Origin of the sequence: Halodurantibacterium flavum (genome assembly GCF_042681825.1) — a bacterium.
Taxonomy (GTDB): domain Bacteria; phylum Pseudomonadota; class Alphaproteobacteria; order Rhodobacterales; family Rhodobacteraceae; genus Halodurantibacterium; species Halodurantibacterium flavum.
In genome coordinates, this window is record NZ_JBHUGH010000002.1 from 294,081 (window position 1) to 318,910 (window position 24,830).

The 24,830-nt window shown below is 67.1% G+C and carries 22 protein-coding genes; 9 read left to right on the plus strand and 13 right to left on the minus strand.

What is annotated here, in order from left to right:
• Nucleotides 1-302: 302 nt before the first annotated feature.
• The gene (locus ACFSGJ_RS03035) at nt 303-1,319 is read right to left on the minus strand and encodes a replication initiation protein (protein ID WP_390259378.1); all 1,017 of its coding nucleotides are present in this window, start codon (nt 1,317-1,319) and stop codon (nt 303-305) included.
• Between the two features lie 601 nt (nt 1,320-1,920).
• Here ACFSGJ_RS03035 and ACFSGJ_RS03040 point away from each other — a divergent pair.
• Nucleotides 1,921-3,120, plus strand: coding sequence for an AAA family ATPase (locus tag ACFSGJ_RS03040; RefSeq protein ID WP_390259380.1), 1,200 nt, complete (start codon nt 1,921-1,923; stop codon nt 3,118-3,120).
• Entirely contained in the window at nt 3,117-4,118 is a 1,002-nt protein-coding gene (locus ACFSGJ_RS03045) for a ParB/RepB/Spo0J family partition protein (RefSeq protein ID WP_390259382.1), read from the plus strand. Before ACFSGJ_RS03040 ends, ACFSGJ_RS03045 begins: the two co-directional genes overlap by 4 nt.
• Nucleotides 4,119-4,243: 125 nt before the next feature.
• Here ACFSGJ_RS03045 and ACFSGJ_RS03050 read toward each other — a convergent pair whose 3' ends face one another.
• The 4 genes from ACFSGJ_RS03050 to ACFSGJ_RS03065 form a co-directional block, all read right to left on the minus strand.
• Nucleotides 4,244-5,623 carry an FAD/NAD(P)-binding protein gene (locus ACFSGJ_RS03050; protein WP_390259383.1) on the minus strand — a complete coding sequence of 460 codons (1,380 nt, stop codon included), beginning with the start codon at nt 5,621-5,623 and terminating at the stop codon, nt 4,244-4,246.
• Between the two features lie 99 nt (nt 5,624-5,722).
• A complete protein-coding gene (locus ACFSGJ_RS03055) occupies nt 5,723-6,208 on the minus strand; it encodes an Lrp/AsnC family transcriptional regulator (RefSeq protein WP_390259385.1) in 486 nt (161 codons plus the stop codon).
• A gap of 316 nt (nt 6,209-6,524) precedes the next feature.
• On the minus strand, nt 6,525-6,872 hold the full coding sequence (locus ACFSGJ_RS03060) for a DUF1428 domain-containing protein (protein ID WP_390259387.1): 348 nt from the start codon (nt 6,870-6,872) through the stop codon (nt 6,525-6,527).
• 50 nt (nt 6,873-6,922) lie between these two features.
• Nucleotides 6,923-7,435, minus strand: a complete 513-nt coding sequence (locus tag ACFSGJ_RS03065) for a VOC family protein (RefSeq protein ID WP_390259389.1) — start codon at nt 7,433-7,435, stop codon at nt 6,923-6,925.
• Nucleotides 7,436-7,504: 69 nt separating this feature from the next.
• Here ACFSGJ_RS03065 and ACFSGJ_RS03070 point away from each other — a divergent pair, with 69 nt between their 5' ends.
• On the plus strand, nt 7,505-7,963 hold the full coding sequence (locus tag ACFSGJ_RS03070; RefSeq protein WP_390259391.1) for a MarR family winged helix-turn-helix transcriptional regulator: 459 nt from the start codon (nt 7,505-7,507) through the stop codon (nt 7,961-7,963).
• Between the two features lie 204 nt (nt 7,964-8,167).
• On the opposite strand, the gene ACFSGJ_RS03075 is transcribed toward ACFSGJ_RS03070, so the two are convergent.
• The 7 genes from ACFSGJ_RS03075 to ACFSGJ_RS03105 all read right to left on the minus strand — a co-directional run bounded on the left by ACFSGJ_RS03075 (nt 8,168) and on the right by ACFSGJ_RS03105 (nt 16,822).
• A complete protein-coding gene (locus ACFSGJ_RS03075; protein ID WP_390259392.1) occupies nt 8,168-9,388 on the minus strand; it encodes a M24 family metallopeptidase in 1,221 nt (406 codons plus the stop codon).
• On the minus strand, nt 9,385-10,602 hold the full coding sequence (locus tag ACFSGJ_RS03080; RefSeq protein WP_390259393.1) for a M20 family metallopeptidase: 1,218 nt from the start codon (nt 10,600-10,602) through the stop codon (nt 9,385-9,387). The genes ACFSGJ_RS03075 and ACFSGJ_RS03080 overlap by 4 nt, the downstream gene beginning before the upstream one ends.
• Nucleotides 10,599-12,263, minus strand: coding sequence for a dipeptide ABC transporter ATP-binding protein (locus tag ACFSGJ_RS03085; RefSeq protein ID WP_390259394.1), 1,665 nt, complete (start codon nt 12,261-12,263; stop codon nt 10,599-10,601). The genes ACFSGJ_RS03080 and ACFSGJ_RS03085 overlap by 4 nt, the downstream gene beginning before the upstream one ends.
• A complete protein-coding gene (locus tag ACFSGJ_RS03090; protein WP_390259395.1) occupies nt 12,260-13,081 on the minus strand; it encodes an ABC transporter permease in 822 nt (273 codons plus the stop codon). The genes ACFSGJ_RS03085 and ACFSGJ_RS03090 overlap by 4 nt, the downstream gene beginning before the upstream one ends.
• The gene (locus tag ACFSGJ_RS03095; protein ID WP_390259396.1) at nt 13,074-14,024 is read right to left on the minus strand and encodes an ABC transporter permease; all 951 of its coding nucleotides are present in this window, start codon (nt 14,022-14,024) and stop codon (nt 13,074-13,076) included. Before ACFSGJ_RS03095 ends, ACFSGJ_RS03090 begins: the two co-directional genes overlap by 8 nt.
• Nucleotides 14,025-14,034: 10 nt before the next feature.
• Nucleotides 14,035-15,582, minus strand: a complete 1,548-nt coding sequence (locus ACFSGJ_RS03100) for an ABC transporter substrate-binding protein (RefSeq protein WP_390259398.1) — start codon at nt 15,580-15,582, stop codon at nt 14,035-14,037.
• 61 nt (nt 15,583-15,643) lie between these two features.
• Complete coding sequence (locus ACFSGJ_RS03105) at nt 15,644-16,822, minus strand: M24 family metallopeptidase (RefSeq protein WP_390259400.1); 1,179 nt, start codon at nt 16,820-16,822, stop codon at nt 15,644-15,646.
• A 204-nt stretch (nt 16,823-17,026) separates the two neighbouring features.
• On the opposite strand from ACFSGJ_RS03105, the gene ACFSGJ_RS03110 reads away from it, so the two are divergent.
• From ACFSGJ_RS03110 to ACFSGJ_RS03135, 6 genes are all read left to right on the plus strand, one after another.
• On the plus strand, nt 17,027-17,680 hold the full coding sequence (locus ACFSGJ_RS03110) for a GntR family transcriptional regulator (protein ID WP_390259402.1): 654 nt from the start codon (nt 17,027-17,029) through the stop codon (nt 17,678-17,680).
• A 44-nt stretch (nt 17,681-17,724) separates the two neighbouring features.
• On the plus strand, nt 17,725-19,008 hold the full coding sequence (locus ACFSGJ_RS03115; RefSeq protein WP_390259403.1) for a Zn-dependent hydrolase: 1,284 nt from the start codon (nt 17,725-17,727) through the stop codon (nt 19,006-19,008).
• 82 nt (nt 19,009-19,090) lie between these two features.
• Nucleotides 19,091-19,798, plus strand: coding sequence for a type 1 glutamine amidotransferase (locus tag ACFSGJ_RS03120; protein ID WP_390259405.1), 708 nt, complete (start codon nt 19,091-19,093; stop codon nt 19,796-19,798).
• Nucleotides 19,799-19,810: 12 nt separating this feature from the next.
• Nucleotides 19,811-20,947: a M24 family metallopeptidase gene (locus tag ACFSGJ_RS03125; protein ID WP_390259406.1), complete on the plus strand. Its 1,137-nt coding sequence runs from the start codon at nt 19,811-19,813 to the stop codon at nt 20,945-20,947.
• Between the two features lie 174 nt (nt 20,948-21,121).
• Nucleotides 21,122-22,783 (plus strand): gamma-glutamyltransferase, encoded by a 1,662-nt coding sequence (gene ggt / locus ACFSGJ_RS03130; RefSeq protein ID WP_390259408.1) that lies wholly within the window; start codon nt 21,122-21,124, stop codon nt 22,781-22,783.
• A 23-nt stretch (nt 22,784-22,806) separates the two neighbouring features.
• On the plus strand, nt 22,807-23,775 hold the full coding sequence (locus ACFSGJ_RS03135; protein WP_390259409.1) for a 2-hydroxyacid dehydrogenase: 969 nt from the start codon (nt 22,807-22,809) through the stop codon (nt 23,773-23,775).
• Nucleotides 23,776-23,819: 44 nt separating this feature from the next.
• Here ACFSGJ_RS03135 and ACFSGJ_RS03140 read toward each other — a convergent pair whose 3' ends face one another.
• The gene (locus ACFSGJ_RS03140) at nt 23,820-24,776 is read right to left on the minus strand and encodes a LysR substrate-binding domain-containing protein (protein ID WP_390259411.1); all 957 of its coding nucleotides are present in this window, start codon (nt 24,774-24,776) and stop codon (nt 23,820-23,822) included.
• Nucleotides 24,777-24,830 lie beyond the last annotated feature (54 nt).

Below are 24,830 nucleotides of genomic sequence, written 5' to 3' on the forward strand. Positions count from 1 at the left end.
TGTCGCGACGTTGTGGTGCCGTCGTCTTCGGTGTTTCCTGCTGCGCGCGGTCAGTGGCGATCGCCTCCTGCACGACGATGTGCTCGCGCCACCGGCCAGGATCGCGCATTATCCCGGCGCGGTTCTGCCGTGGTTTCGCGTAGACCGCGTGACTAGCGGCGGCATTCGCCCGATGGACGGTTGGCTCCGCGCCGGCCGCGGGCGCTGTCTTGCCCTCGGGCAGAGTCCCAAGCGCCGGCTGATAATCCACGTAAACCTATGATTTTCGGCTAAAATTCCCGTTTCTTGCCAATTGGCAATTTTCAGATCGGGTTTGCCTCGGCATATTTGCGGAAAAACGCGAGATAGGCCTTGTCCGGATCGCTCGCGGCGGGTTTGCCAGCAACCCAGGCCCGCCATTCCGCCTCAACGAAATAGATGTCGTAGCCGGGGTGGCGCATCCGCGCGGTTTCATAGGTCTCGGTCCGCAGCGCAGAGCCGCGCCCATCGAGCCAGGCGGGGCGCGCGGGCGCCGCCGTCGGGGCGGCCTGCGCCCGTTCCTCGGCCCGGACCTTGCGACCAACCTTGGAAAATTGCAGCGCCCGCCCCGCGGCGCCCGCGGCCTCATCATCCTTGCGCCACCAGCGCAGTTCCACATGGGTCACGCTGCGCCCGGTCTTGATCGGGTCGATCGCCACCATGAAATCCGACAGCGCGTTGACCTCGGCCACGGCCGGATCGATCGCGCGCAGCTTGAGGTTCGACCAGGAGGTCAGCTTGCCGCGCGGCACCCCCAGAACGCCCCGCAGCGCGTCGAGCGAAAACTTCTCGGAGGAGCGCCAGCGCAGGTTGCCGCGCTTCTGCACCATTTCATACAGCGTCAGCGCGTATTTCGACGAGAGCGCGAACATTACCTCGCGCTGCAGGCGGGCAAAGACGGTCGAATTGCCGATGATCCGCCGCAGCCGCGCGGGAATCTCGTACTCGACCAGCCCGTCGGCGCGGTTCGCCTCGATGTTGCCGCCCAGCAGCTGCACCCGTTCCACTGCGGGCTCTCCGTCCCAGATCACGGCGACCTTGACGATGGCGGACATGAGCCGTTCGAGGCTTTCACCCACCCGGTCGTTGGAATTATGCGACCCCCGCAGCGCCGATTTTGCGATGATATGGCTGACCGGCTTGTCGATCGCATCCCAGGCGTTTTCCAGAAGCTGGTTGTAGATCCGCCGGTCGCTGAGCGAAAGCGGCGTCACCTCGATCAGATCCACGAGTTCGCCGGGCTTGATCATGCTTTCGCTGTTCGGCCGGATATCGACCGTGCGATAGGATTTTTCTGCCATGACCTTACCCCGCTTTTCTTACTTTTGTAGCGCAAGGCGGGTAAGGTTTCAATCTTTCCGTCACGCGCCTGCCCTCACTTCCGGGGCAGCAGAGGGGTATCCACCCGAAAAGTAATTTATGGATGAATCGACCGTGCGCAGGTGATTCGCAACACCCTTAGGATAAAGGGGAAAATCAGGCGTCCAAGGCCCGCCCCACGCCACACCCGATCTGTAAGTTCAGCCCCCTGCCCCATCCGTAAGCGCAGCCCTTCCGATTCGTAGCGCAACCCGTCCCGCAAAGTAGGCCAAACCGCCCGATCCGTAAGGTTTCGCCGGAATTTTCCTTTCATATCAATTGGATTTCGCTCCTGAATCTTAGAATCCCGAAGAGTCTGAATCAGGGGGTTCTTTTTATCCACAGTTTTGGAGGATCCTGTGGCAACCTCAGTTCGAAACCTTACCGATTGGGCGGGTTGAGGCGTCGCCGGCGCCCCCAACTCCGGGAATTGGCGCCCCCTGCCCCCAACTTCCGGTTATTTCACCTATCCTGCCGGAATTCCGAACTTTACGCCGGAGCCGGTTTGCCGCATCCTTGGCGCGACCCGATTAGAGAGGCCCCATGACGCCCGTTCTTCCCCCCGTCTCGTTGGAAGAGCTTGCCCAGCTCACCCGACGCGCCAGCACCGTCATCGACCGCTTGCGAGAGCGTGTCTTTGCCCCCGGCACCCAGAAACGGCTCGACCTGCGCTTCAACGTCCGCACGGCCTCGGAAATGGTCGGGCGCACCGAAAAGGCCATCCGCGACGCCGAGGCCGATGGCCGCCTGCCCGAGCCCGACAAGGACGCGGAAACCCAGCGCCGCACCGGCTACACCCTCGCACAGATCAACCGGATGCGCGAGGTGTTCGGCACCCTGCCCCATCGCGCGCCGGACGATCCGCCACTGGTGCTCGCGGTCCAGAACTTCAAGGGCGGAGTAGGAAAATCCACTGTTGTCAGCCACTTGGCCCAGTATTTCGCGCTGCGGGGCTATCGGGTCTGCGTGATCGATTGCGACAGCCAGGCCTCGACCACCGCGATTTTCGGCATGAACCCGGATGTGGATGTCGATGAGGATGAAGATACGCTCTACCCGTTCCTTCGCCATGGCGGGCCGAAATCGCTCCATTACGCGCTGCGCGCGACCTATTGGCCGGGGATCGCGCTGATCCCTGCCAATCTGGGGCTTTATGACGCCGAATATGAATTCGCGGCGCGCATGGCGCGGGAACCGACCTTCATCCTCGACCGCCTCCGCGATGGGGTGGAAAGCATCGCCGACCAGTTCGACGTGATCCTGCTCGACCCGCCGCCGGCGCTTGGGATGATCTCGCTTTCGGTGCTGCGCGCGGCCAATGCGCTTTTGATCCCGGCGCCGCCGAACAACGTCGATTTCGCCTCGACCGCGCATTTCCTCAAGATGATGGAGGCGACGCTGACCGAGCTTGCGCAACACGGGGGTGCGCGCAGCTATAGCTTTGTTAAGGTTCTTGCGACAAAGATGAACGATCAGAAATCGGCGCATCTGGCGATCAAGCGGATGATGGACGCGGTCTTTCCGCAGGACATGCTTCAGGCGACGCTCAAGGACAGCGCCGAGATCGACAACGCAACCGCGAACCTGTGCACGGTCTATGAACTCACCGGCGCGGCCACGCGCACCGACACGCATCGCCGCTGCCGCGCCTATCTGGACGCCGTGGGCCGCGAGGTGGAGCTTTTGGCGCGCAAGACCTGGCCGAGCCATCACCGCGCGCTTCGCAAGGAGGGACTGCTATGAGCAAACGTCACGACGCGCTTTTCGAGGATGTGCTGAAGGACTTCTCGGCCACCGAACCCGCGCCCGAGGATCGCGGCGGGGCGCGGTTTCTCAAACGGTCCTCGACGCTCGCCGATACGGGCGAGCGGGAGGAAAAGGTGCTCCGCTGGGTGGACCCGGCGCAATGCGTCATGTGGGCCGGGCACAACCGCGCCTATGACCTGCTGACCCCGGAAAACTGCGGCGACCTGATCGCCTCGATCAAGGCGCAGGGGCAGCAGGAATTTCCGGCGATCGTGCGCCGGCTGACCGGGGGCGAAACGGGGGCAGGGGCCGAGTATGAGGTGATCTGCGGTGCCCGGCGTCATTTCGCGATCAGCTGGCTGCGCGCGAACAACTATCCGCAATTCCGCTATCTGATCGAGGTGCGCGACCTGACCGACGAAGAGGCGTTCCGCCTTGCCGATCTGGAGAACCGCGACCGCGAGGATATCTCTGATTTCGAGCGTGCCCGCGATTATGCGCTGGCGCTCGAGTCCTATTACGGCGGGCGGCAAAAGGCGATGGCGGAGCGGCTGGAGGTGTCCGAGGGCTGGCTGTCACGCTACCTTCAGCTTGCCCGGCTGCCCGAGGAGATCATCGCCGCCTATCCCGATATCCGCGAGATCCGGGAGCTTCACGCCCGCACGCTGCGTCCCTATCTGGGCGACCCGCAGCAGCGCGCGAAACTGATCGAGGCCGCGGGGGAACTGGCCGCGGAACAGCGCGCGGCGCGCGAAGGGCAGGGGGCTCCGGTGCCCGCCGCCAAGGTTCTGGCACGGCTGAAGGCCGCCGCCGCCGGCCCGCGCAAGGCCCGCCCGCCCGAGCGCCTGTTCCGCCGCGTGCCCGAGGAAAGCGGCGTCGCGATGCGCCGCAAGAACGGCCGTGTGACGCTGGAATTCAATGAGAACCTGTCGGACGCGGCGCTTGAGGTTGCGTTCCGTCTGTTCCTCGAACACCGGCGAGAGACCCGGAAGTGAAAAATTGCCAATTGGCAAGAACCTGAAAAAATCACGCCAAAACAGGCATTTGCCCGAGAATCCAGAAGGAAAATCCAGAAAGGCCCGTCCTTGGCAAGGGGCGGGCCTTTTTCGTGGCTCAGGGGTCAGGCGGGGCAAAGCTCTGACACGAGGTCGGCGGCCAGCTGGCGCGCCTGTTCGCGGATATCCGGGATCGCGGTGATTTCCCAGAAGGCCGCGCGAGAGGCCGGACCCATGGCGCGGATGCGGGGGTCGGCGCGCCCCTCGCGGTCGATCACACGGCAATCCTGCGTCACGTCGAGCCCCAGCCGCAGCGGGTCGATCCGCGCCCGCCCGGACGTTAGCAGATCGGCGATCAGCGGTGTCGCGTTCTCGGCCGGGTCGCGGCGGATGCCCCGGCAATCAATGATATGGCCGGCGGGCAGCGTCTCGGCCGCGTCCTGCCCATGGGGGCGCCAGCGCACCAGCCGCTGCCCCTGGGCGTCCTGTTCCGCGCCAAGGAAGGCACCGCGCAGCAGGCGAAGCTGCCCCTCGCGCAGGGCGCGTTCGACCAGCGCCGCGCTTTCGGGCGGAACGCGGTGGCGGTGCACCTCCCACCATGGGGCGGCGTGGCGCAGGAACCGTGCGCGCTCCGTCGGGGGTAGAGCCGCCCAGATCGCGCGCAGATGCGGGCGCACCCCGTCCACCGCGTCGCGCCAGGTGCCGCCCTGCGCTGCCGCCCGCGCCGCCAGCGCCCGGATCCACGCCATCAGTGCGCTGACCGGTGCACCGAGCGGGATCTCGGCCGGGCTGATGGCAAGCGGCTGGCCCGGCGCATGGGTGCGGGGGAGTTGCGCCCGGCGCGAAAGGGCGATGATCTCGCCGAAATGGCCGCGTTCCAGCAGGCTGATCGCCTGGTCGATCATCGAAAGGCCCGAGCCCACGATTACCACCCGACGTTCCGACGGCGGCGGCGCCGGGTCCCAGGCGCCCTGCACGATGCCCTGCGGGTCGGGTTCGGGCATCGCGTGGCCGGTCGCGAGGATCGCGCTATCGGCGGGCAGGGTCTGGCCGTCCTCCATCTGCAGGATGACGCCCGCGCCATCGGGACGGGTCCGCAAACCGGTGCAGGTCGCCCGCAGAAAGCGCAGCCGCCCGTCGCCCGCCACCGGGGCGAGCAGATCCGAGAGATAGGCGCCATAGGTCGCGCGGCTGACGAAAGAGGCGCCCGTCATCTCGGTCCCGCGGGCGCTGAGCCAACGGCGGAAATGGTCCGGGTCGTCCGGAAAGGCGCTCATGTTCGCGACGCGGGTGTTGAGAAGGTGGTTCGGGTCACGCGTCGAATAGGCGACGCCCCGGCCGGGCAGGTTCTGCCCCTCGATCACCGTGACGCGCAGCGCGGCAGCGGGATTATGAAGCAGATGGGCGGCCAGCAGGACGCCGCTTGCGCCGCCGCCGATGATCGCCACATGCGGCAGGTGGATGATGCGGGGCACGGACTGGCTGGGGAAGAGGTCGATCTTCATGGCGGTCTCCGGGGTTGGGACGCTGGATTATACTATATTCACTAGCATGTTTGTCGTGATTTTTGTTTCCAAAATTCCCCGGCCAGGGGGAACAGGGTTCTAGCGGTCGCGGGTGTTGACGGGATAGGCGGTCGTGTGGCGCATCCGCTCCATCGCGAATTGCGAGGTCAGGTTCTTGATCGCGACGCTGTCGGTCAGCGTCTTGTAGAACCGGTCATAGGCGGCCATGTCCGGTACTGCGACGCGGAGCAGATAGTCGATCTCTCCCGCCATGCGCCAGGCCTCCATCACCTCGGGCAGGCGATCGACGGCGCGGGTGAATGTGTCGCGCCATTCGGTGCTGTGGTCGGGCGCCTCGATCCCCACAAAGACGGTCAGCCCAAAGCCGAGCAGCGCCCCGTTGGCGATGGCCACGCGCCGCTCGATCACGCCGGCGGCCTCCAGTTTCTGGATGCGTTTCCAGCAGGGCGTCTGCGACAGGCCCACGCGGTCCGCGATCTGGGCGATGGGGGTCGTCGCATCCTCCATCAGCACGGCGACGATCTTTCGGTCGATCAGGTCGAGCACGGGAATGGCCTGGTTCATCGGTTGATTCCTTTCACAGGGAAAGGATGGCGCATTCAACCTAAAAGTCTAGCAGGTTTATCGTATATTAGGCGGCAAGGCACCGGATCGCAGGCGGGGGTAGGCTTATGCGACTGATAATACTATATTAAAGAAGCTTATCCCGCTTCCGCTCGCCCGTGTTTCTTCTTGGCAAAAATATCCCGGGGTCCGGGGCAGAGCCCCGGCTTACATCCGGGGCCGCCATTCTGCGGGTCGGGCGCCACGATGTGATGATCGCCGAGCCCATCCCTGACGTTCAGGGAATGTCATCCCAAAGGCCATCCGGCAGAGGGAGCTACATCTCGACGATAGGGATAAAGCCGCCATAGATCATGCGGCTGCCGTCAAAGGGCATGTCCTTGATGCCCTCCATCCGCGGGTCGGCCATGGCGGCGGCCCAGCCCTTGTCGCGGGTTTCCTTGTCCGGCCAGGTGGTCCAGGAAAAGACCACCGTCTCATCCTCCTTGCGCATGACGGCGCTGTGCATGGAGTTCACCTTGCCCTCGGGGACGTCGTCGCCCCAGGCCTCCATGACAGAGAGCGCGCCAAGCTCACGAAAGATCTCGCCGGCGGCGGCGGCGAATTTCGCATAGGATTCCTTGTTGGCGGTCGGGACCGCCAGGATGAAACCGTCGACATACATGGGTCTTTCCTCCTCCTGGTGTGGCCGTTGCGGGCCGGGTCAGTTGTCTGTCAGTTATCCGCGCCTGCGACGGCGGCCTCGATCGCCGCCACGTCGATCTTGTGCATCGTCATCATCGCGGCAAAGGCGCGGCGGGCAGGTTCGCCGCCCTGCGCCAGCGCGCGGGTCAGGACGCGCGGCGTGATCTGCCAGTTCAGGCCCCAGCGATCCTTGCACCAGCCGCAGGCGCTTTCGCGGCCGCCATTGCCGGTGATCGCATCCCAGTAGCGGTCGGTTTCTGCCTGATCGTCGGTCGCGATCTGGAACGAAAACGCCTCGGTCTGCGGAAAGAGGGGGCCGCCGTTCAGCCCCAGACAGGGGATGCCGCAGACGGTGAATTGCACGGTGATCACATCGCCCGCCTTGCCGGACGGGTAATCGGCGGGCGCGCGGTGAACGGCGCAGACCCGGCTGTCGGGAAAGGTCGCGGCGTAGAATTCCGCGGCCTCCTGCGCGGCTCCGTCAAACCAGATGCAGATCGTGTTCTTTGGCACCTCGGGTGCCGCGGGGACAGTATCGGTCATTGGCTTCCTCCCTCCGGCTGCGACGAATCGCGCCTTGCCTCTGCTTGATTGATTTGATATCAAAATAAAATGAGCGACGCAACCCGACCTGTTCCCCTGCTGCCACCCGAGACGGTGCACCTGATCCGCGACACCTGCCTGTGCCTTGGGGTGCAGCGCGCGGCGCGCAAGCTTGCCCGGCGGTTCGACGCGGCGCTGCGGCCCTTCGGGCTGACGAACGGGCAGTTTTCGCTGATGGTGGCGCTGAACCAGCCCGCGCCGCCGCCGATGGGCCGTCTGGCGCCGTTCCTGGGGATGGACCCGTCCACCCTGACCGCAGCGGTCAAGCCGCTGGCCCGGCGCGGCCTGCTGGTGGTGGAGCCCGATCCCGACGACCGCCGGTCACGCCGCCTGCGCATCACGGCGGAGGGCGTGGCCCTGCTGGAACAGGCGGTCGAGGTCTGGCGGGCCGAACACGCCGCGCTGGAGCAGGGGCTGGACCCGGGGCAGGGGGACGCGCTGCGCCAGGGGTTGGAGCGGTTGGGGTAGGGGGCGCGTGTTTACCGGCTGATCGTCAGAACACGCGAATTTTGCACATGTGATTTTATGGCACGCGTGTAGCCTGCCTTGCTCCGGCACGTGCGGATCACGCATCGTGCCCGGGAATTTCGCGCTCATTCAAAGCTCGCGGACACCGTGGCGAGAGGGCGTCGGCCGGACCGGCGGCCGCCATGACCATCCGCCCGGCGCGGCTCAGACCCTCCACAGCCTCAGGGGCAGCGCGCTGAAGGTTTCCACCCCGTCGGTGCCGATGGCAAAGGTCTGGCCCACGCCCGCGGCGATCCCGGTCGTGGTGTCGGGGATCATGATATGGACGAAAAACACCATCCCCGGTTCCAGCACCAGCCGGTTGCCGGAATAGATCATCGGCGGCGCGTCCATCCATGTGGGCTTGAAGGTGCAGCCAAGCGCGTAGCCGCAGGCGGCATAGCGGGCATGGGCAAAACCGGCCCCGTCCAGCACGCGGCGGTGGATGTCGTCGAGCGTGCCGAGTTCCACCCCCGGGCGGGCGGCCGCCTTGATCTGGTCCAGCGCCTCGATCGCCACATCCATCTGTGCCAGCTGGCGCGGGTCGGGCGCGCCCACGGCGACGGTATGTTCGATCACCACGTGATAGCGGCAGGCCGAGGCCGCAAGCTCGATCAGCACCTGATCCTGCGCCCCGATCCGGCGCGGCCCGCCCAGACCCCGACCGAAAAGCGCGCGCGGCCCCGAATTGACCAGCGGCCCGCCCGAGGGCATGTCGCCCCCCGCGTCCAGCATCGAGGTGACGGCGGCCCCCGACAGCGCCGTGTCATAGACGCCTGGACGCGCAGCCCCGATCGCCGCCAGCGTCGCGGCATCGGCCATCTTGCCGGCGGCGCGCACGAGGTTCAGTTCGGCTGGCGATTTCACCAGCCGCTGTCGCCGCACGAGGTCCGAGGTATCCTCGAGCCGGCAGAACCCGTCCAGCGCGGCCTCGACCAGGCGGCCGTTCGCCGCCGTCAGCCCGTGGGTCGCGAACTCGACGCCGACGCGCCCGCCCGCAAGGCCCAGCTCCTGGAGCAGGCGGCGCAGGTCCAGCGCGGGGTTCGCATCCTTCGCGTTCAGCCAGATGTGGATATCGTCATAAAGCGAGGCGACCTCGGCCTGCCGTCGGTCGGGGGTGCGGGTCAGAAGGGTCAGCGGCCCGTCTTCGGCGGTGATGATCCCCGCCTGAAAGAACACATAGCCCGCCGTGTCATAGCCGGTGAGGTAATAGTGGCTTTCCTGCGCGAAGATCAGGATCGCATCCAGCCTACGGTCCCGCAGTGCGCGCCGGGTGGCGGCAAGGCGGGCGCGATGCTCGGCTTCGGTAAAGCGAAGGGCGACGTCGCGCCCGGTCCGCGTGCGGCCCGGATATTCGGTGGCAAGGTCGGTGGCAAGATCGGTCATTCCGCCTCGCAGATGTCGCAGATCGTCATCAGGTAGACGCGGATCATGTCGAGGTAGTCGACGATCTCGACCCTTTCGTCGGGCATGGTGTTGTAGCGCCCGCCGGGGCCGCAGACGACGCCCTCCATCCCGCCCTCATAAAGGTGGCCCGCATCGGTGCCGAAAAAGCCGGGCGGGGGGATCGCGCCGGTGGGTTGCGGCACCCCGCGCACCGCGCTGTAGGCCGCGTTGATCGCGGTGACGATGCGGCTGTCGCGGGCGACCTCGAAGGCGGGCATGATCGGGCGGCCTTCGGCCTTTTCGGTGTGGACGGTCGCCCTGAGCCCCGGCCAGCGCGCCATCAGCCCGTCAAGCACCCGGCGCATGTCGGCCAGCGCGTTTTCCTCGGTCTGGCCGGGGCCATAGCGGCCGGAGCCCTTGAGCCGCACGAAATCCGCGACCTGCGGCGGGCGCCATTCATGCAGCTCGCGTCCGAGCGCGCCGTGGATCACGCCGACATGGACGCGGTTGATCGCCCGGTGCTCCGCGGTCGGGGCGTCGGAAAAGGTCAGGTCGGTCAGTTCGGGGATCAGGTCGCAGGCGGCGCGGATCGCATCGACCGCCGCCTCGCGCTTGGACAGGTGGCGGGTCACGCCCTCCAGTTCCACGACAAAGGTGAAGGCCGCGGCGTGCATCGTGATCGCCTGCAGGTCCGAGGGTTCGGCATTGATGAAGTAATCCGCCCGCAGCCCCGATTTCACGGCCGCCAGCGTGCCGACCCCGCCCTGCAATTCGCCGATCACGAAGGTCAGGATCACGTCGCCCTTCAGCCGGACGCCGTTGCGGATCAGGGTGCGCAGTGCACAAAGATAGGCCGCGTCGCCCGCCTTCATGTTGGACACGCCGATACCATAGATGAATTCGTCATCGACGAGCCCGCCCCAGGGATCGACCGTCCAGCCCTCGGTTACCGGGTTCGTGTCCAGATGGCCGTTGAACAACAGGCTTTTGCCGCCCCCCGTTCCGCGCCAGATGCCGATGGCGTTCACGCGGTCCCCCTCGACCGGCATCAGCCAGGCTTCCATCCCCATATCCTGCATCAGGGCGACCATATGTTCGGCCAGCACCCGTTCGCCGGGGGTTTCGGAATAGCTTTTGTGCCGGACCATCCCCGACAGGATATCGAGGCTGTCCTGCACGTCGATGTTGCGCGCCAGCGCGAGGGCGTCGGTCATGGGGCACCTTCCGGTTCGGGTTGCGGTTCGGTCTGCAGCTCGGCCGGCAGCGGCACCGCGTCGAGCAGCGCGCGGGTATAGGGGTGGCGGGCGGGGCTTTCGGCCTCTTCCACCGGGAAAAGGTCCACGAGCCGCCCCGCCTGCATCACCGCAATCCGGTGGGCAAGCTGGCGGATCAGGTTCAGATCATGGGTGATGAAGACGCAGGCCGCGCCGGTCTTTTGCTGCAGCCCGACCAGCAGCCGCGCGACCGCCGCCTGAACCGAGACATCGAGCGCCGCCGTGATCTCGTCGCAGATGACCAGCTTGGGTTCGGCGGCAAAGGCGCGGGCGATGGCCACACGCTGTTTCTGGCCGCCCGACAACTGATGCGGATAGCGGGTCGCGAACTCGGGTGGCAGCAGCACCATTTCCAGTAATTCGCGCACCCGTCCGGCGATCTGCGCCCGGGGGACGAGGTTGTAAAGCCGAAGCGGCCGCGCAAGGATGCCGCCGATCGACTGACGCGGGTTGAGGCTCGCATCCGGGTGCTGAAACACGATCTGCACGTCGCGGCGGTAGCGCCGGTCCAGCGCCGCACGTCCGGTGAAATCGCGCCCGTCAAAGGTGATCCGCCCCTCGAAGACGTTGAGGCCCGTGGCCGCCCGCGCGATGGTGGATTTCCCCGACCCGCTTTCGCCGACGATGCCCAGCAATTCGCCCCTGCGCACGTCGAGCGTCACGTCCGCCGCGCCCGCATGGGCGCTGGCCGAGGGGTCGAGCAGCCGCGTCAGCCAGCCCGGTTCGCCGTAGCGGACGTTGATATTCTCGATCCGCATCAGCACCGGCGCGCCTTGCGGGGCGGGCAGGGCAATCCGGTTCGCGGGGCGGGGCACGGCGGCCAGCAGGCTGCGCGTATAGGCATGGGCGGGGGCGGTCAGCACCTGCGCGACCGGGCCGCTTTCGACGATCTCGCCCTTGTGGATCACGGAAACCCTGTCGGCGATCCGCCCGACCAGCCCCAGATCATGCGAGATATAGAGCGCGGCCACGCCCGTTTCCTCTCGCAGGCGGACGAAAAGCTCGAGGATCTGGCGTGCCGTCAGGATGTCGAGCGCGGTGGTCGGTTCGTCGAAGATGATAAGCTCGGGATTGCAGGCAAAGGCAGTGGCGATCACCACGCGCTGTTTCTCGCCGCCCGAGGCCTCGTGCGGGTAGCGCTTCATGATCCGGGCGGGGTCGCGGATGCCGGTGCGGGCGAGCGCCGCCTCGGCCTCGGCGCGGGCGGCGTCAGGGGTCATGTCGCGGTGACGCATCAGCACCTCGACCACCTGATCGCCAAGCGTCATCGTGGGGTTCAGCGCCGCGCTCGGGTCCTGAAAGACCATCGCGGCGCGGCGGCCGCGCAGCCGTTCCAGATCGCGGCGGGGCATGCCGATCATGTCCTCGCCGGACAGAAGGATCGCGCCCGCCCCTTCGCGCGCATTGCCCGGCAGGTAGCGCATGATCGCCCAGGCGAGCGTCGATTTCCCCGACCCGCTTTCGCCCACCAGCGCATGGGTTTCACCGCGCCGGATCGACAGGGACACGTCGCGCAGGGCCGGGATGTCGCCCGCGTCGGTCGCATAGCCCATGGAATAGTTCGTGACCTGAAGAACGGGGCGGTCGGTGAGGCTCTTCATCCGTGGCCCTTTCGCGGGTCGAAGGCATCGCGCAGCGCGTCGCCGAAAAGGTTGAAGCCCATGGCGGTGATGGCGATGGCAAGCCCCGGAACCACCACGCACCACGGGTTGCGGAACATGAACTGCCGCGCTTCGGCCACCATCAGCCCCCATTCGGTCGAGGGCGGTTGCGCGCCGAGGCCGAGAAAGCCGAGCGTCGCGCCGATCATGATGGCAAAGCTGACGCGGATCGTCGCCTCGACGATGATCGGGCCGATGGCGTTGGGCAGGACTTCCCGCAGCACGATCCAGCTTTGGGTTTCGCCCCGCGCCTGTGCGGCCAGCACATATTCCCGCGTGCGCACCGACAGGACGGCGCTGCGGGCGATCCGCGCCATGCCGGGGGTAAAGGTGACGGCGACAGCCAGCATCGCCTGCGTCGTGCCGCCGCCAAGGAAGGTGACGATCAGCAGGGTGAAAAGAAGCTCGGGCATTGCCAGCATCCCGTCGAGGATGCGCATGATCACCCCGTCGGTGCGGCCCCCGGCGACGCCTGCGATCACGCCGATGATCGACCCGGCGCCGACGCCAAGCGCGGTCGCCCCCAGCCCGAACGAGACTGTCGCCGGCGCCCCGTGCAGCAGACGCGACATGAGGTCCCGCCCGTATTGGTCGGTGCCGAGCCAGAAGTCCGCCGATGGCCCCTGCAGGCGGGACGCGGCATGGAACATCTGCGGGTCATAGGGCGCGATGAAGGGGCCGAATACGCTCGCAACGAAGACGAGGGTCAGAAGGATCGTGCCGATGAGGCCTGTGGGGCTGCGAAGGATGTCACGCATAGCGGACCCTCGGGTCGAGCCAGGCGATCACCAGATCGGCCAGCAGGTTGGAGAGGGCGTAGACAACCGCCAGAAGCAGCGTCACCGCCTGGATCACCGGCAGGTCCCGGTTCTGGAGCGCGTAGATCAGGAGCCGCCCGAGACCGGGCCAGGCGAAGATCTCTTCGACCACGATGATGCCGCCCAGCACATAGCCGATATCGAGCGAGATCACCGCCACCGCCGGCGCAAGCGAATTGGGCAGCGCATGGCGCCAGATCACCCGCCGTTCCGCCAACCCCTTGAGCCGCGCGGCCCGCACAAAGTCTGACTGCAGCACATCGGCCATTTCGCTGCGCACCTGGCGCGAGATATGTGCCATCATGATCAGGCCCAGCGTCGCCGCCGGCAGGGTGACATGGGTGAGGAAGGCGCCGAAATCCTCGGTCGGCGCGACGAAGCCCCCTGCCGGCAGGACCGGCCAGTCGGGCGAGGCGAAAAGCACCAGCAGGATCGTCGCGGTGACAAACTCCGGCATCGCCGTTCCCACATAGGACAGAACGCCGATGCCGAGGTCCCAGCCCGTACCGCGCCGGATCGCGGCGATGGCCCCGATCGGGATCGATATCACCGTCACCGCGACCAAGGCTACGAGGGCGAGCGCCGCCGAGTTCCAGAAGGCCGCGCCCACGACCTGCGAAACGGGCAGCGACAGGCGCAGCGACATGCCGAAATCGCCCTGCAGCACCCCGCCCAGCCAGGACAGATACTGGACCGCCAGCGGCCGGTCGAGGCCAAGCTGGCGTTCCATCGCGGCGAGCGCCTCGGGCGTCGCGTGTTCGCCAAGGATCATGATTGCAGCGTTCCCCGGCAGGATCATGGTGATCCCGAACACCGCAACCGTCACGATGGCGAGCACGATGACGATCGAACCCAGCCGGCGGAGAAGATAGGCGAGGCTCAACGATCCCGCCTCAGGTCCGGTCGAGCCAGACGTTCTCGATGTAGAACCAGCGCGTCATCGGCGCGACCTCCCACATCTCGGTCGTGTCGCGGTTGGCGGTCAGCACATCCTCGAAGAAGGGAACGATATAGGGCGTGTCCTCCAGCTCCATCGCCTGGGCGCGGGCATAGATCTCGGCGCGGGCGGCGGGGTCGACCGTGGCGCGTCCCTCGGCGATCAGCGCGTCGAATTCCGCATTCTTCCAGTTCGTATCCTCGTACGAGGCGTCCGAGGTCAGAAGCAGGTTGTAGGTCGCGTCGACCGTGGGCTGCATGCCCCAATAGCCGATGTAGAACGCACCCTTCATCCAGACATTGGCCAGATAGGTGTCGTGCGGCATCGTCTCGATCTCGATGTCGAACCCGCCAGCCGCCGCCGTCTGCTGCAGCGCGATGGCCGTCTGCACCCGGATCGCCGGCCGGTCCGAGGCGATGAGCCTGACCTTCAGCCCGTCGGGATAGCCCGCCTCGGCCAGAAGCGCCCGTGCGGCCGCGGGGTCATAGGGGATTGCCGGTTTCTCGGTCGCGAATTCCAGTTCGGGGGCGACGATGCTGTCATAGGCCGGGCGGCCCAGGCCTTCGAGGATCACATCCACCAGCAGGTCGCGGTCGGTGGCAAGGGCCAGTGCCTTGCGCACCCGCACGTCGTTCCAGGGCTCCTGATCCTGGCGCATCACGACGCAGGCATAGCGCCCCGAGGACACGCGCTTGGCCTCGATCCCGGCGGCGGCGGCGATGCGGGCGTAATCGGCCTGCTGGACGGTCAGCATCACATCGGTCGCGCCTGACAGGAAATTCGCGGTTTCGGCGGCAAGGTCGGGGTAAAGCAGCATCTCGACCGCATCGAGATGGGGCAAGCCGGGGATATAGTAGTTCTCGTTCCGCACCAGCCGCACCAGCCGCGCGCTGTCATAGGTTTCCAGCCGGAACGGTCCGGTGCCGTTTGCCTGCGTGTCGAGGTTCGAGATCGGGCCTTCCAGCGCCGCCCGCGACAGGATGCGCGCATTGGCATGGGCGGTCGACACCGGCAGGTCGGCGAACGGGGTCGACAAGTGAAAGCGCACGGTGAGGTCGTCCACCGCCTCGACGCTCTCGATCATGTTGAGCGAGGATCGCGCCGCCGCCGGGATATCGGTGTTCAGGATCGCCTCATAGGTCGCGACCACGTCGTCGGCGGTGAAGGGGCTGCCATCGTGGAAGGTCACGCCTTCGCGCAGGAAGAATGTGAACTCGGTCGCGTCATCCGACGCCTCCCAGCTTGTGGCCAGATCGGGATGGGGGAGGTTGTCAAAGCCGATCCGGGTCAGGCCCGAATAGATCATGTCGATGCAGGGATATTCCGCCGGCCCCGACAGGCTGAGCACGTTGAGCGTCGCAATCCGCGTCGAATGGCTGATGCGGAGGGTTCCGCCCTGTCTGGGCCCGTTCTGCGCAAAAGCAAAGCCGGGCAGGGCGGAGGTGGCGGACGCGGCGGCCATGCCCATCAGGACGTGGCGCCGTTTTAGGGTAAGGTGGGTCATTCTCGTATCTCTCCTGTTGGGGGGGCCCTCTGCGGGGCCTCTGTTTTTGAAATAAAGGGTGTCAGGTGATGACGGTCAGGTCCTCCGGCAGGCCGGTCAGCAGTTCCGGCGCGCCATCCGTCACCAGAAGGGTGTGGCCCACGCCCATGGCATAGCCGGTGCCGCCGTCGCCGTTCATCACGTGGTAGAAAAGCGTCATGCCCGGCTCGCAGACCGTGGCGCAGCCGGAATAGATCATCGGCGGCACGTCCATCGAGGTGGGGGCAAAGGAAATCCCGACCGAATAGCCCGTGGCGCCATAGCGCGCGGCGCGGAACCCCGCAGAGTCCAGCCCCTCGGCATAAGCGTCGAAGATCTCGCCCAGCGTGGTGCCGGGTCGGGCAAGGTCCGTCATCCGCGCCAGCGTCTCGCGGCCCACGTCATACATGCGTCGCTGCTGGTCGCTGACCTGCCCGAACAGGATCGTCCATTCCGTCTTGACGTTGTAGTGGTGAAAGGGGATCGGATATTCCACCAGGATCTGGTCCTGCGGTTCCAGCCGCCGCGGCCCGGCCACGCCCCGGCCATAGACCGCCCGGGGGCCCGAATTGAACAGCGGTGCGTTCGGCGGCATGTCCGCCCCGTCGCCCAGGATCGAGGCGAGGTAGACCGCCTTCAGCTCACTATCGAGCATCCCGGGCCGGGCCGCCGCGATCACCCGGTCGAGCGAGCGGTCGCAGATCCGCCCGGCCTCGCGCATGAAGTCGATCTCGGACGGGGATTTCACGACGCGCAAACGGCGGATCAGATGGTTGTCGTCCTCCAGCCGGCACCAGTCGCCAAAGGTCGTCTGGCACCGCCAGAGGTTCCAGCCGGTCAGGCCATGGGTGTTCAGTTCGATCGCGACGCGGGCGCCGGCAAGGCCCAGCTCGTCCAGAATCGCCTTGAGGTCCGCCGCCGGGTTCGCATCGTCGGCGTCCCACCAGATGCGGATATCCTCGATCGTCGAAGTCTGGCGCGCCTGCAGAAGGTCCGGGCGCCGCGTCAGAAGGACGATGGGCCGGTCATCCGCCGTCACCACCGCGCATTGGAAAAAGACGAACCCGCCCGTGTCATAGCCCGTCAGCCAGAACAGGCTTTCCTGCGAAAAGACGAGCATCGCCGCCGCGCCGCGGTCGCGCAGCGCCGCGCGCAGCCGCGCCTGGCGCTGCATGTGTTCGTCGCGGGAAAACGGAAGCGAGGGACCGGCGGTGACAGCCAAGGTGCGACATCCTTTCGATGATCGCCCGCCTGTCGTCACGGTTCTTTCGCCGGACCGAGAGGCGGGTGTTGCGATTACCGTAGCGTTTGGTATACCAGTCGTCAACACAAGGAATACGATCTGTCGATTTTCGTTTTTCAGTAACGCGCCGGCGGTTAGGCTGGGCCATGTCAGTTGCCCCGGACGGGCGGAGGAGGAACCGAAGTGCTCAACGCCCCGGACAAACGGCTTGCGATGCAGGCCTATGAACAGATCCTCGGACTGATCCAGTCGGGGCAGGCAAAGCCGGGCGAACTGGTGAACGAACGGCGCCTTGCCGAAACGCTGAACATGTCGCGGACGCCGGTGCGCGACGCGCTTCTGATGCTCGAGGGCGAGGGGCTGCTGCTGCGCCAGGGCGGGCGCGGGCTGCAGGTGCGGCAGATGCGGATCGAGGATTACATGGACGCGCTGCAGATCCGGATGCTGCTGGAACCTGCGGTCGCGCGGATGGCGGCGGGCCGCGTCGCGCCCGAGGTGACGCGCCGCCTCCACGACCAGCTTCACGCGCTGCTGGCGCAAAAGGACAGCGGCCCCGCCGACCGCGCCGTGGTGCGAGAGATCGACGAGGCGCTGCACGGCACCCTGTCCGAGGCGGCGGGCAACCCGCAACTGTCGCAGATCATCGGGATGCTGCGGCGCCAGACGCAGATGTTCGACCTGCGCAGCATGCCCGAACGTCTGGCCGATACCTGTCGCGAACATCTCGATATCGTCACCGCCATCGAGGCGGGCGACGGCGCGGCGGCGGCCTCGGCGATGGCCGCCCATCTGGGCCGCGTGCGCGACAGCATCATCAACCGTCTGGCCCGCCGATGATGCCAGTCGCGACCCCATCTGCAACCCCTGCAACAGGCGCGGGCATGGCCGTGCCGGACCCGGGCGCCGCCGATGGCGCGCCGGATATTGCGCTGGCCGCGCGGCTTTTCGACGAACTGCGCCACCGCACGGGCAGCAGCCGGGGGATCACCCGCGCCTCTTACGGCCTGGGCGAACAGATCGCGCATGAGATCGTCCGGCGCGAGGCGCTGCGCCTTGGGCTGACCTGCACGACGGACGCGGCCTGCAACCTTTACATGACGCTGAAGGGTGCAGGGGCGGGACCTGCGATCTACGTGGGCTCGCATCTCGATTCCGTTCCGGCGGGCGGGAATTTCGACGGGGCTGCGGGGGTGCTGATGGGGCTTGCGGTGGTCGCGGGCTATTGTCGCGCCGGCATCCGTCCGCCGCAGGACATCACCGTGATGGCGATCCGCGCCGAAGAAAGCACCTGGTTCGGCGCCTCGTACATCGGCAGCCGGGCGGCCTTTGGCCTGCTGACGGGCGCGGAACTCGACGGCGTCTTGCGCAGCGGCGACCGGGTGGCGCTGGGGGCCGCGATCGAGGCCGCGGGCGGCGACACCGGGGCCTTGCGCGCCGGCCGCCCGCATCTGGACCCGGCCCGGATCGGCGCCTTCATCGAGCCGCATATAGAGCAGGGCCCGGTCTTGGTGGCCGAGGGGCTGCCCGCGGCCTTTGTCACCGGCATCCGGGGCAGTTTCCGGCATCGGGCGGCCAGCGTCGCGGGGACCTATGCCCATTCCGGGGCGACGCCGCGCGCCAACCGGCAGGACGCGGTACTGGCTGCGGCCCGGCTTGTCACCGCGCTGGACGACGCATGGCAGCGTCTGGCGGCGGCGGGGCACGACCTGACGGTGACCTTTGGCCAGCTGTCCACCGACCCGGCCGAGGCGGCCTTTTCCAAGGTCGCGGGGCGGGTGGAATTCTCGCTCGATATCCGCAGCGAAAGCCACGCCACGCTGGACCTGATGCGGGCCGAACTGCGCGGGGCCGTCGCCCGGATCGAGGCGGATTGCGCGGTGCGCTTCACGCTCGGCCGCGAAACGACCAGCGAACCGGCCCTGATGGCCGCGCCGCTTGTCGCGGCGCTGGAGGATGCGGCGGGCGCGCTGGCTGTTCCGGCCCGGCGGATGGCCTGCGGCGCGGGCCATGACGCGGCGGTCTTTGCCGGTGCAGGGGTGCCATCGGCCATGATCTTTGTCCGCAACGCAAACGGCAGTCACAACCCCGACGAGGCGATGGAGATGGCCGATTTCACGGATGCCGCGCGTATTCTGTCGCGGTTCTGCCTGCGCCCCCTGCCATAGCGCCCGGTCCTGCGACGGCAGCGGTCGCAGCAATCAGAAAACACCGCCGGGGTCCGACCGGCACATGCATGAAGGAACGCAGATGTCATCCAAGGGAAAACGCCTTCTCTATCTCGGGAACGGGCGGAAACTGCAATCGGTGGCAAAGCTCGACGACCGGTTCGAGGGCTGGGGGCTGGCCGTCGACCGCCACTGGGCCTATGGCGGCCAGTTCCCCGACAGCCTCGACGGCTATGACGGGATCTTCCTGTCCGGCAGCCCCCACGGCGCCTATGAGGACATCCCCTTCATTCACCGCGAACACGACCTGATCCGCGATGCGGCGGCGCGCGATATCCCGATGCTCGGCATCTGCTTCGGCAGCCAGATCCTCGCCTCGGCGCTGTGCGGGCGCGATCAGGTGTTCCGCCGCCCGTATTGCGAAATCGCATACAAGGACCTTGAGGTGACGCCCCATGCGGCGACCGACACGCTCACCCGCGACTGGGGCGCGTCCGTGCGCATGTTCGTCTGGCACAACGATGAGGTGCGCCACGACCACCCTGACATGGTGATCCTTGCCGCTTCGGACGAATGTCCGAACCAGGTCTGGCGCCATCGCACCGCCCGCGCCTGGGGCGTGCAGGGCCATCCGGAGATCACGGCCGCGCAGGTGCCATTGTGGTTCACCGAAAACCGCGCGCGGATGGAACAGGATGGCGGCGATGTCGACGCCTTCCTCGCCGCAGAGGAGGACACGCCGGAATCGAAATCCGTGCTGACCCGTTTCGTCGAGCTGGTGAAGGGATAAGGGGGAAACGCCATGGTCCAGACCGCCTATTGGTTCGAACCGTCCGAATATCACGCCCGGCTGGCCCGGGTGCAGGCCGCGCTGCGGGAACAGGGGCTCGATGCGCTGCTGGCCTTTCAGCCGGAAACGGTGACCTGGGTCACGGGCTACTTCACCCGCGCCTATGGCACCTTTCAGTTCGCCATCATCCCGGCCGAGGGCGAGCCCACGCTTTTCTGCCGCGATGTGGAGGAATATTACCTCGACAGCACCTGCGTCTTTCGCGATCGGGTGATGTGGAACGACAGCGACGACCGCACCGCCGTCGCCGTGCAGGCGATCCTTTCGCGGATCGGAAAGGCGGCGGCGATCGGTGTGGAGATGGGCGCCTGGGTCCTGAACGCCGCGCGGTGGGAGGCGATCCGGGCGGCGCTGCCGGGCGCGCGCCTGCAGGATGCGACCGATCTTGTTCCCGCCATGCGGCTGATCAAGTCCCCCGCCGAGATCGCGTATCAGCGCCGCGCCGCGCGGGCTGCCGAGGCTGGGATGCAGGCCGCCATCGACAGCGCCGGCATCGGCGTCAGCGAGCGCGAAATGGCCGCGGAAATCTGCGCCGCGATGATCCGCGCGGGGTCCGACCTGCCGGGACCGGGCGTCATGTCGTCGGGGGAACGGGCGTTTCACCTGCATGGCGGCTATTCCGACCGGGTGCTGGAACGAGGCGACATCGTCCAGATCGAGACGACGCCCAATTCCCGCCACTATCACGCCCGCTTCATGCGCCCGATCAGGGTGGCCGAGGCAAGCGACGCCGATCACGCGCTGGCCGAACAGCTGATCGCCATTCAGGACGCAGCCCTGGCCGAGGTGCGGCCCGGCATCCCCGCCACCGTCCCCGATGCCATCTATCGCGAGGGCGTGCTGGGCCGGGGCCTGCGCGACAGCTACACCAACAAGACCTTCTATTCGGTGGGTCTTCTGCTGCAACCGAACGGTGGTGAGCCGCTCGAGGCGCATCCCGGCGCCGAATGGTCCTTTGCGGAAAACATGGTCTTTCACACCTATGTTCTGGCGCAGGGCTTCGGCATGTCCGAAACGATCTGCGTCACGGCCGATGGGTGCGAGCGGCTGACGACCTTTCCCCGGCAGCTTTTCGTCACTGCCGGCTGAGCGCCGCCCGCCCCGCGCCCCCGGGGGCGAAGGTGGGTTTCCCCCACCGGGCGGGCGCGCTAGGGTGCGGCAGCCGCGCCCGGCGGGGCGGGTGATCCGGGCCGCGTCGCGTGTGCCGGGCCCGGGTCCGGCGCTGGTCCAGCCGCCGCGTCCGTCAAAAACCGGAGAGATATCTTGGCCGATCATCCGCTTGCCCTTCCGTTTACTTGCGAAAAACGTCCCGCCTCAGGCGCGCTGGGGGTGGTGGTGACGAATGCGCCGCTGGGGTCCGCGGCGGGGAACGAGATGCTCGCGATCGGCGGCAATGCGATCGACGCGGCGGTCGCGGCGATGCTGACGCTGACGGTGGTGGAACCGATGATGGTCGGGATCGCGGGCGGCGGCATGACGCATATCCGGCTGGCGGACGGGCGCCATGTGGTGGTCGACGCCCTGTCGACGGCGGGGCAGGGCGCGCGGGCCGACATGTTCGAGACGGTCTCGGACAGCCCACCGGCCTATATGGAAACGGTCGGGCGGCGCAATCTGGTCGGCGCCTCGGCGGTGGCGGTGCCGGGGAACCTGCGCGGCTGGTGCATGATGCAGGAACGCTATGGCAAGCTGCCCTTTGCCGATGTGATCGAACCCGCGATCCGCGCGGCGGAGCGGGGCTTTCAGGTCAGCGCCTATCTGAATGGCGCGCTGCACGAACATCGCGACGATCTGGCCGCCGATCCGGAAATGGCGCGGATCCTGCTGCCCGACGGTGCGCCGCTGCCGGTGGGCAGCCGCCTTCGGATGCCCGACTATGCCGACAGCCTGCGGCTGATCCGGTCCGAGGGCGCGGCGGCGCTGCATGGCGGCGCGCTGGGGCGGGCGCTGGTGGACCGGTTGGCGCAGGGGGATATGCCGGGGCATGTGACGCTTGACGACCTTGCGGCCTATCAGGCGGTGGAACGGGGCGCGATTTTCGGGACCTATCGCGGGCACACGATTGTTGGGCCCCCGCCGCCGGCATCGTCGGGGGTGCATGTGGTCCAGATGCTCAACATGCTGGAAAACCACGACATCGCCGGGATGGGCTTTGGCACGCCCGAGGCGCTGCATCTGCTGGCCGGGGTGATCCGGGTCGGGTTCGAGGACCGGCGCGCGGCGTCGGGCGATCCGGATTTCGTGGATGTGCCGGTCGCGCGCTTTACGGACAAGGCCTATGCCCGCGCCTGTCTGGACCGGCTGGGCGCGGCGGGTGCCCCGCTGGCCCCGCCGGTTCCCGAAAGCCGCGACACCACGCATCTGACCGTGGCCGACCGGGACGGCAATGTCGTGGCCTCGACCCACACGATCAACGGACTTTTCGGTGCCCGGATCATGGTGCCGGGGACGGGGATCATCCCCAACAACTACATGTTCAACTATGACCCGCATCCCGGGCAGGCGCTGTCGATCGCGCCGGGGAAACGGGTGCCGACCTCGATGGCGCCGATGATGGTCTTGCGCGACGACCGGCCGCTTTATGCGCTGGGTCTGCCGGGGGGTGTGCGGATCTTCCCCTCGGCGATGCAGGCCATCGTCAACCTGATCGACCATCGCATGACGCTGCAGCAGGCGGTCGAGGCGCCCCGGATCTGGACCGAGGGCCAGCATGTGGAACTGGAACCCGCCTATGCACCCATGGCCGATGCGCTGCGCGCCATGGGCCATGACGTGCGGCCGGTGCGGACCATCGGCGGCGGCATGAACGCCATCGCCTTCGAGGCTGACGGGATGATGACCGGCGCGGCCTGCTGGCGCGCGGACGGCACCGTCATGGCACAGGGCGGCGGGCTGGCCCGGCCCGGCGTGCGTTTCAAGATCTGACGAAAGACCCGGAGTGACCTGCGATGACCGATGATGTGACACTTGTGCTGCTCGACCCCGCGGCGCCCGACCGGCTGGAACGGATCGCGGCCTTCCTGCCCGAGGGCTGGCAGATCCGCACCGCCGCCTCGCGCGATGCGGCCGATCAGGAGGCGGCGCTGGCCGGCGCGCAATTCGCGATCACCGGCGACGTGCCGGTGACGGCGGCGATGATGGCGGTGCCGGGGCTGCGCGCGGTGCACAAATGGGGCGTGGGCTATGACGGGATCGATCTCGACGCGGCGCGGGCGGCGGGGGTGCGGGTGCTGCGCACCACGGGGTCGAACGCGGTCGCGGTGGCGGAGACGACGCTGGGCCTGATCCTCGCGGTGAACCGCAACATCATGCGCGGCCATTGCGGCATTCAGGGGGGGCAGTGGCTCAAGGGGGCGCTCGGCCCAAGCTCGATGAAGCTGAGCGGGCGCACCGTGGGCATTGTCGGCATGGGCTATATCGGCAAGGCGCTGGTGCGGCTGTTGCAGGGATTCGGCTGCACCGTGATCTATACCAAGCGCAGCCCGCTTTCCGAGGCGGAGGAGGCCGAGCTTGGCGCGCAGTTCGTGCCGCTGGAGGAATTGCTGACGCGCGCCGATGTGGTGACGCTGAACTGCGAGCTGAATGCCTCGACCCGCAACCTGATCGGGGCCGCGCAACTGGCGATGATGAAGCCCGATGCGATCCTGGTCAACGCGGCGCGCGGCGGCGTTCTGGATGAGGCCGCGCTGGCCGAGGCGATCCATGCGAACCGTCTGCGCGGGGCGGGCATCGACGTCTTTGCCGTCGAGCCGATCCAGCCCGACAACCCGCTGATCGGGCTCGACCGGGTGGTGTTGACGCCGCATGTGGCCGCGATCTCGGCCGACAGTTTCGCGCTGTCGCTGGAACGGATGATCGGCAACCTGCTCGCGATTCACGAAGGGCGCGACCCGCGCGACATCGATATTCTGGTCTGAGAGGCTGGCCGGAGGGGCTGATCCCGGGGGGCTTGATCCGACGTTCAGGGCGAAAAGGCCCGGATGCCCGCAGGGCCGGCATGGTCCAGCCCCAGATCCTGCGCGATGCGGGGGGCGACGCGGCGCGTCGTCTCGATGAAGTCGAGCACGATGGCCGAGGTTTCGCCCGCCGGCCAGGCCACCACAAGCTCGATCGAGCGGGGCAGTTCGGGCACGGGCCGGAACGCGATATAGGGGGATCGGATATTGGTGATCCAGGCGGGCATCACCGCCACCCCCAGCCCCGAGGCGACATGCGCCGCGACCGAGGTGGTATGGGTGCATTCCTGCACGATCCGCGTATGCAGCCCCGCGCGGCGGAATTCGGCGTTCAGCGTCACGGCATAGCTTGCCCCCAGGATCGGCGCATAACCGATCAGCGGTTCCTGCGCGAGATCCTGAAGCGTCACCTCGGCCTTGGCCGTCAGCGGGTGGTTTCGCGGCATGGCGGCGACGAAACCCTCGCGCATCAGCGTCTCGATCTGCATATGCGCGGCGCGTTCGGTGGGGCGGATGAAGGCGATGTTGATATCGCCCGCCTCAAGCACGCGCAGCTGTTCCGAGGTGCCGAGATGGATGATGTCGACGATCACCGCCGGCCACTTTTCGCGAAACGCCGCAAGAATGGGCGGAATGACATGGGTCATCGCCATATTGACCCCGGCGACGGTGATCCGGCCTGTCGTCTCGCCGGCCATCGCGCGGGTATGGGCAACCGCCCGGTCCATCCCGTCAAGCAGGCTGCGCGCGTGCCGGAGCAGGGTATTTCCCGCCGCCGTCAGCCGGGTCCGGCGCGTCGTGCGGTGAAAGAGCGTGACGCCAAGCCGTTCTTCCATCGCCCTTATCTGCTGGCTGAGCGGGGCCTGCGCAATGCCGAGCCGCTCGGCCGCACGGCCAAAGTGAAGCTCGTCCGCAAGACAGACGAAATAGCGAAGCTGGCGCAGGTCGATTCCCGTATTCATATCGGAAACGTATCAAACCATTCATCATTAGGGAATTGATCGCGACAGATCGCC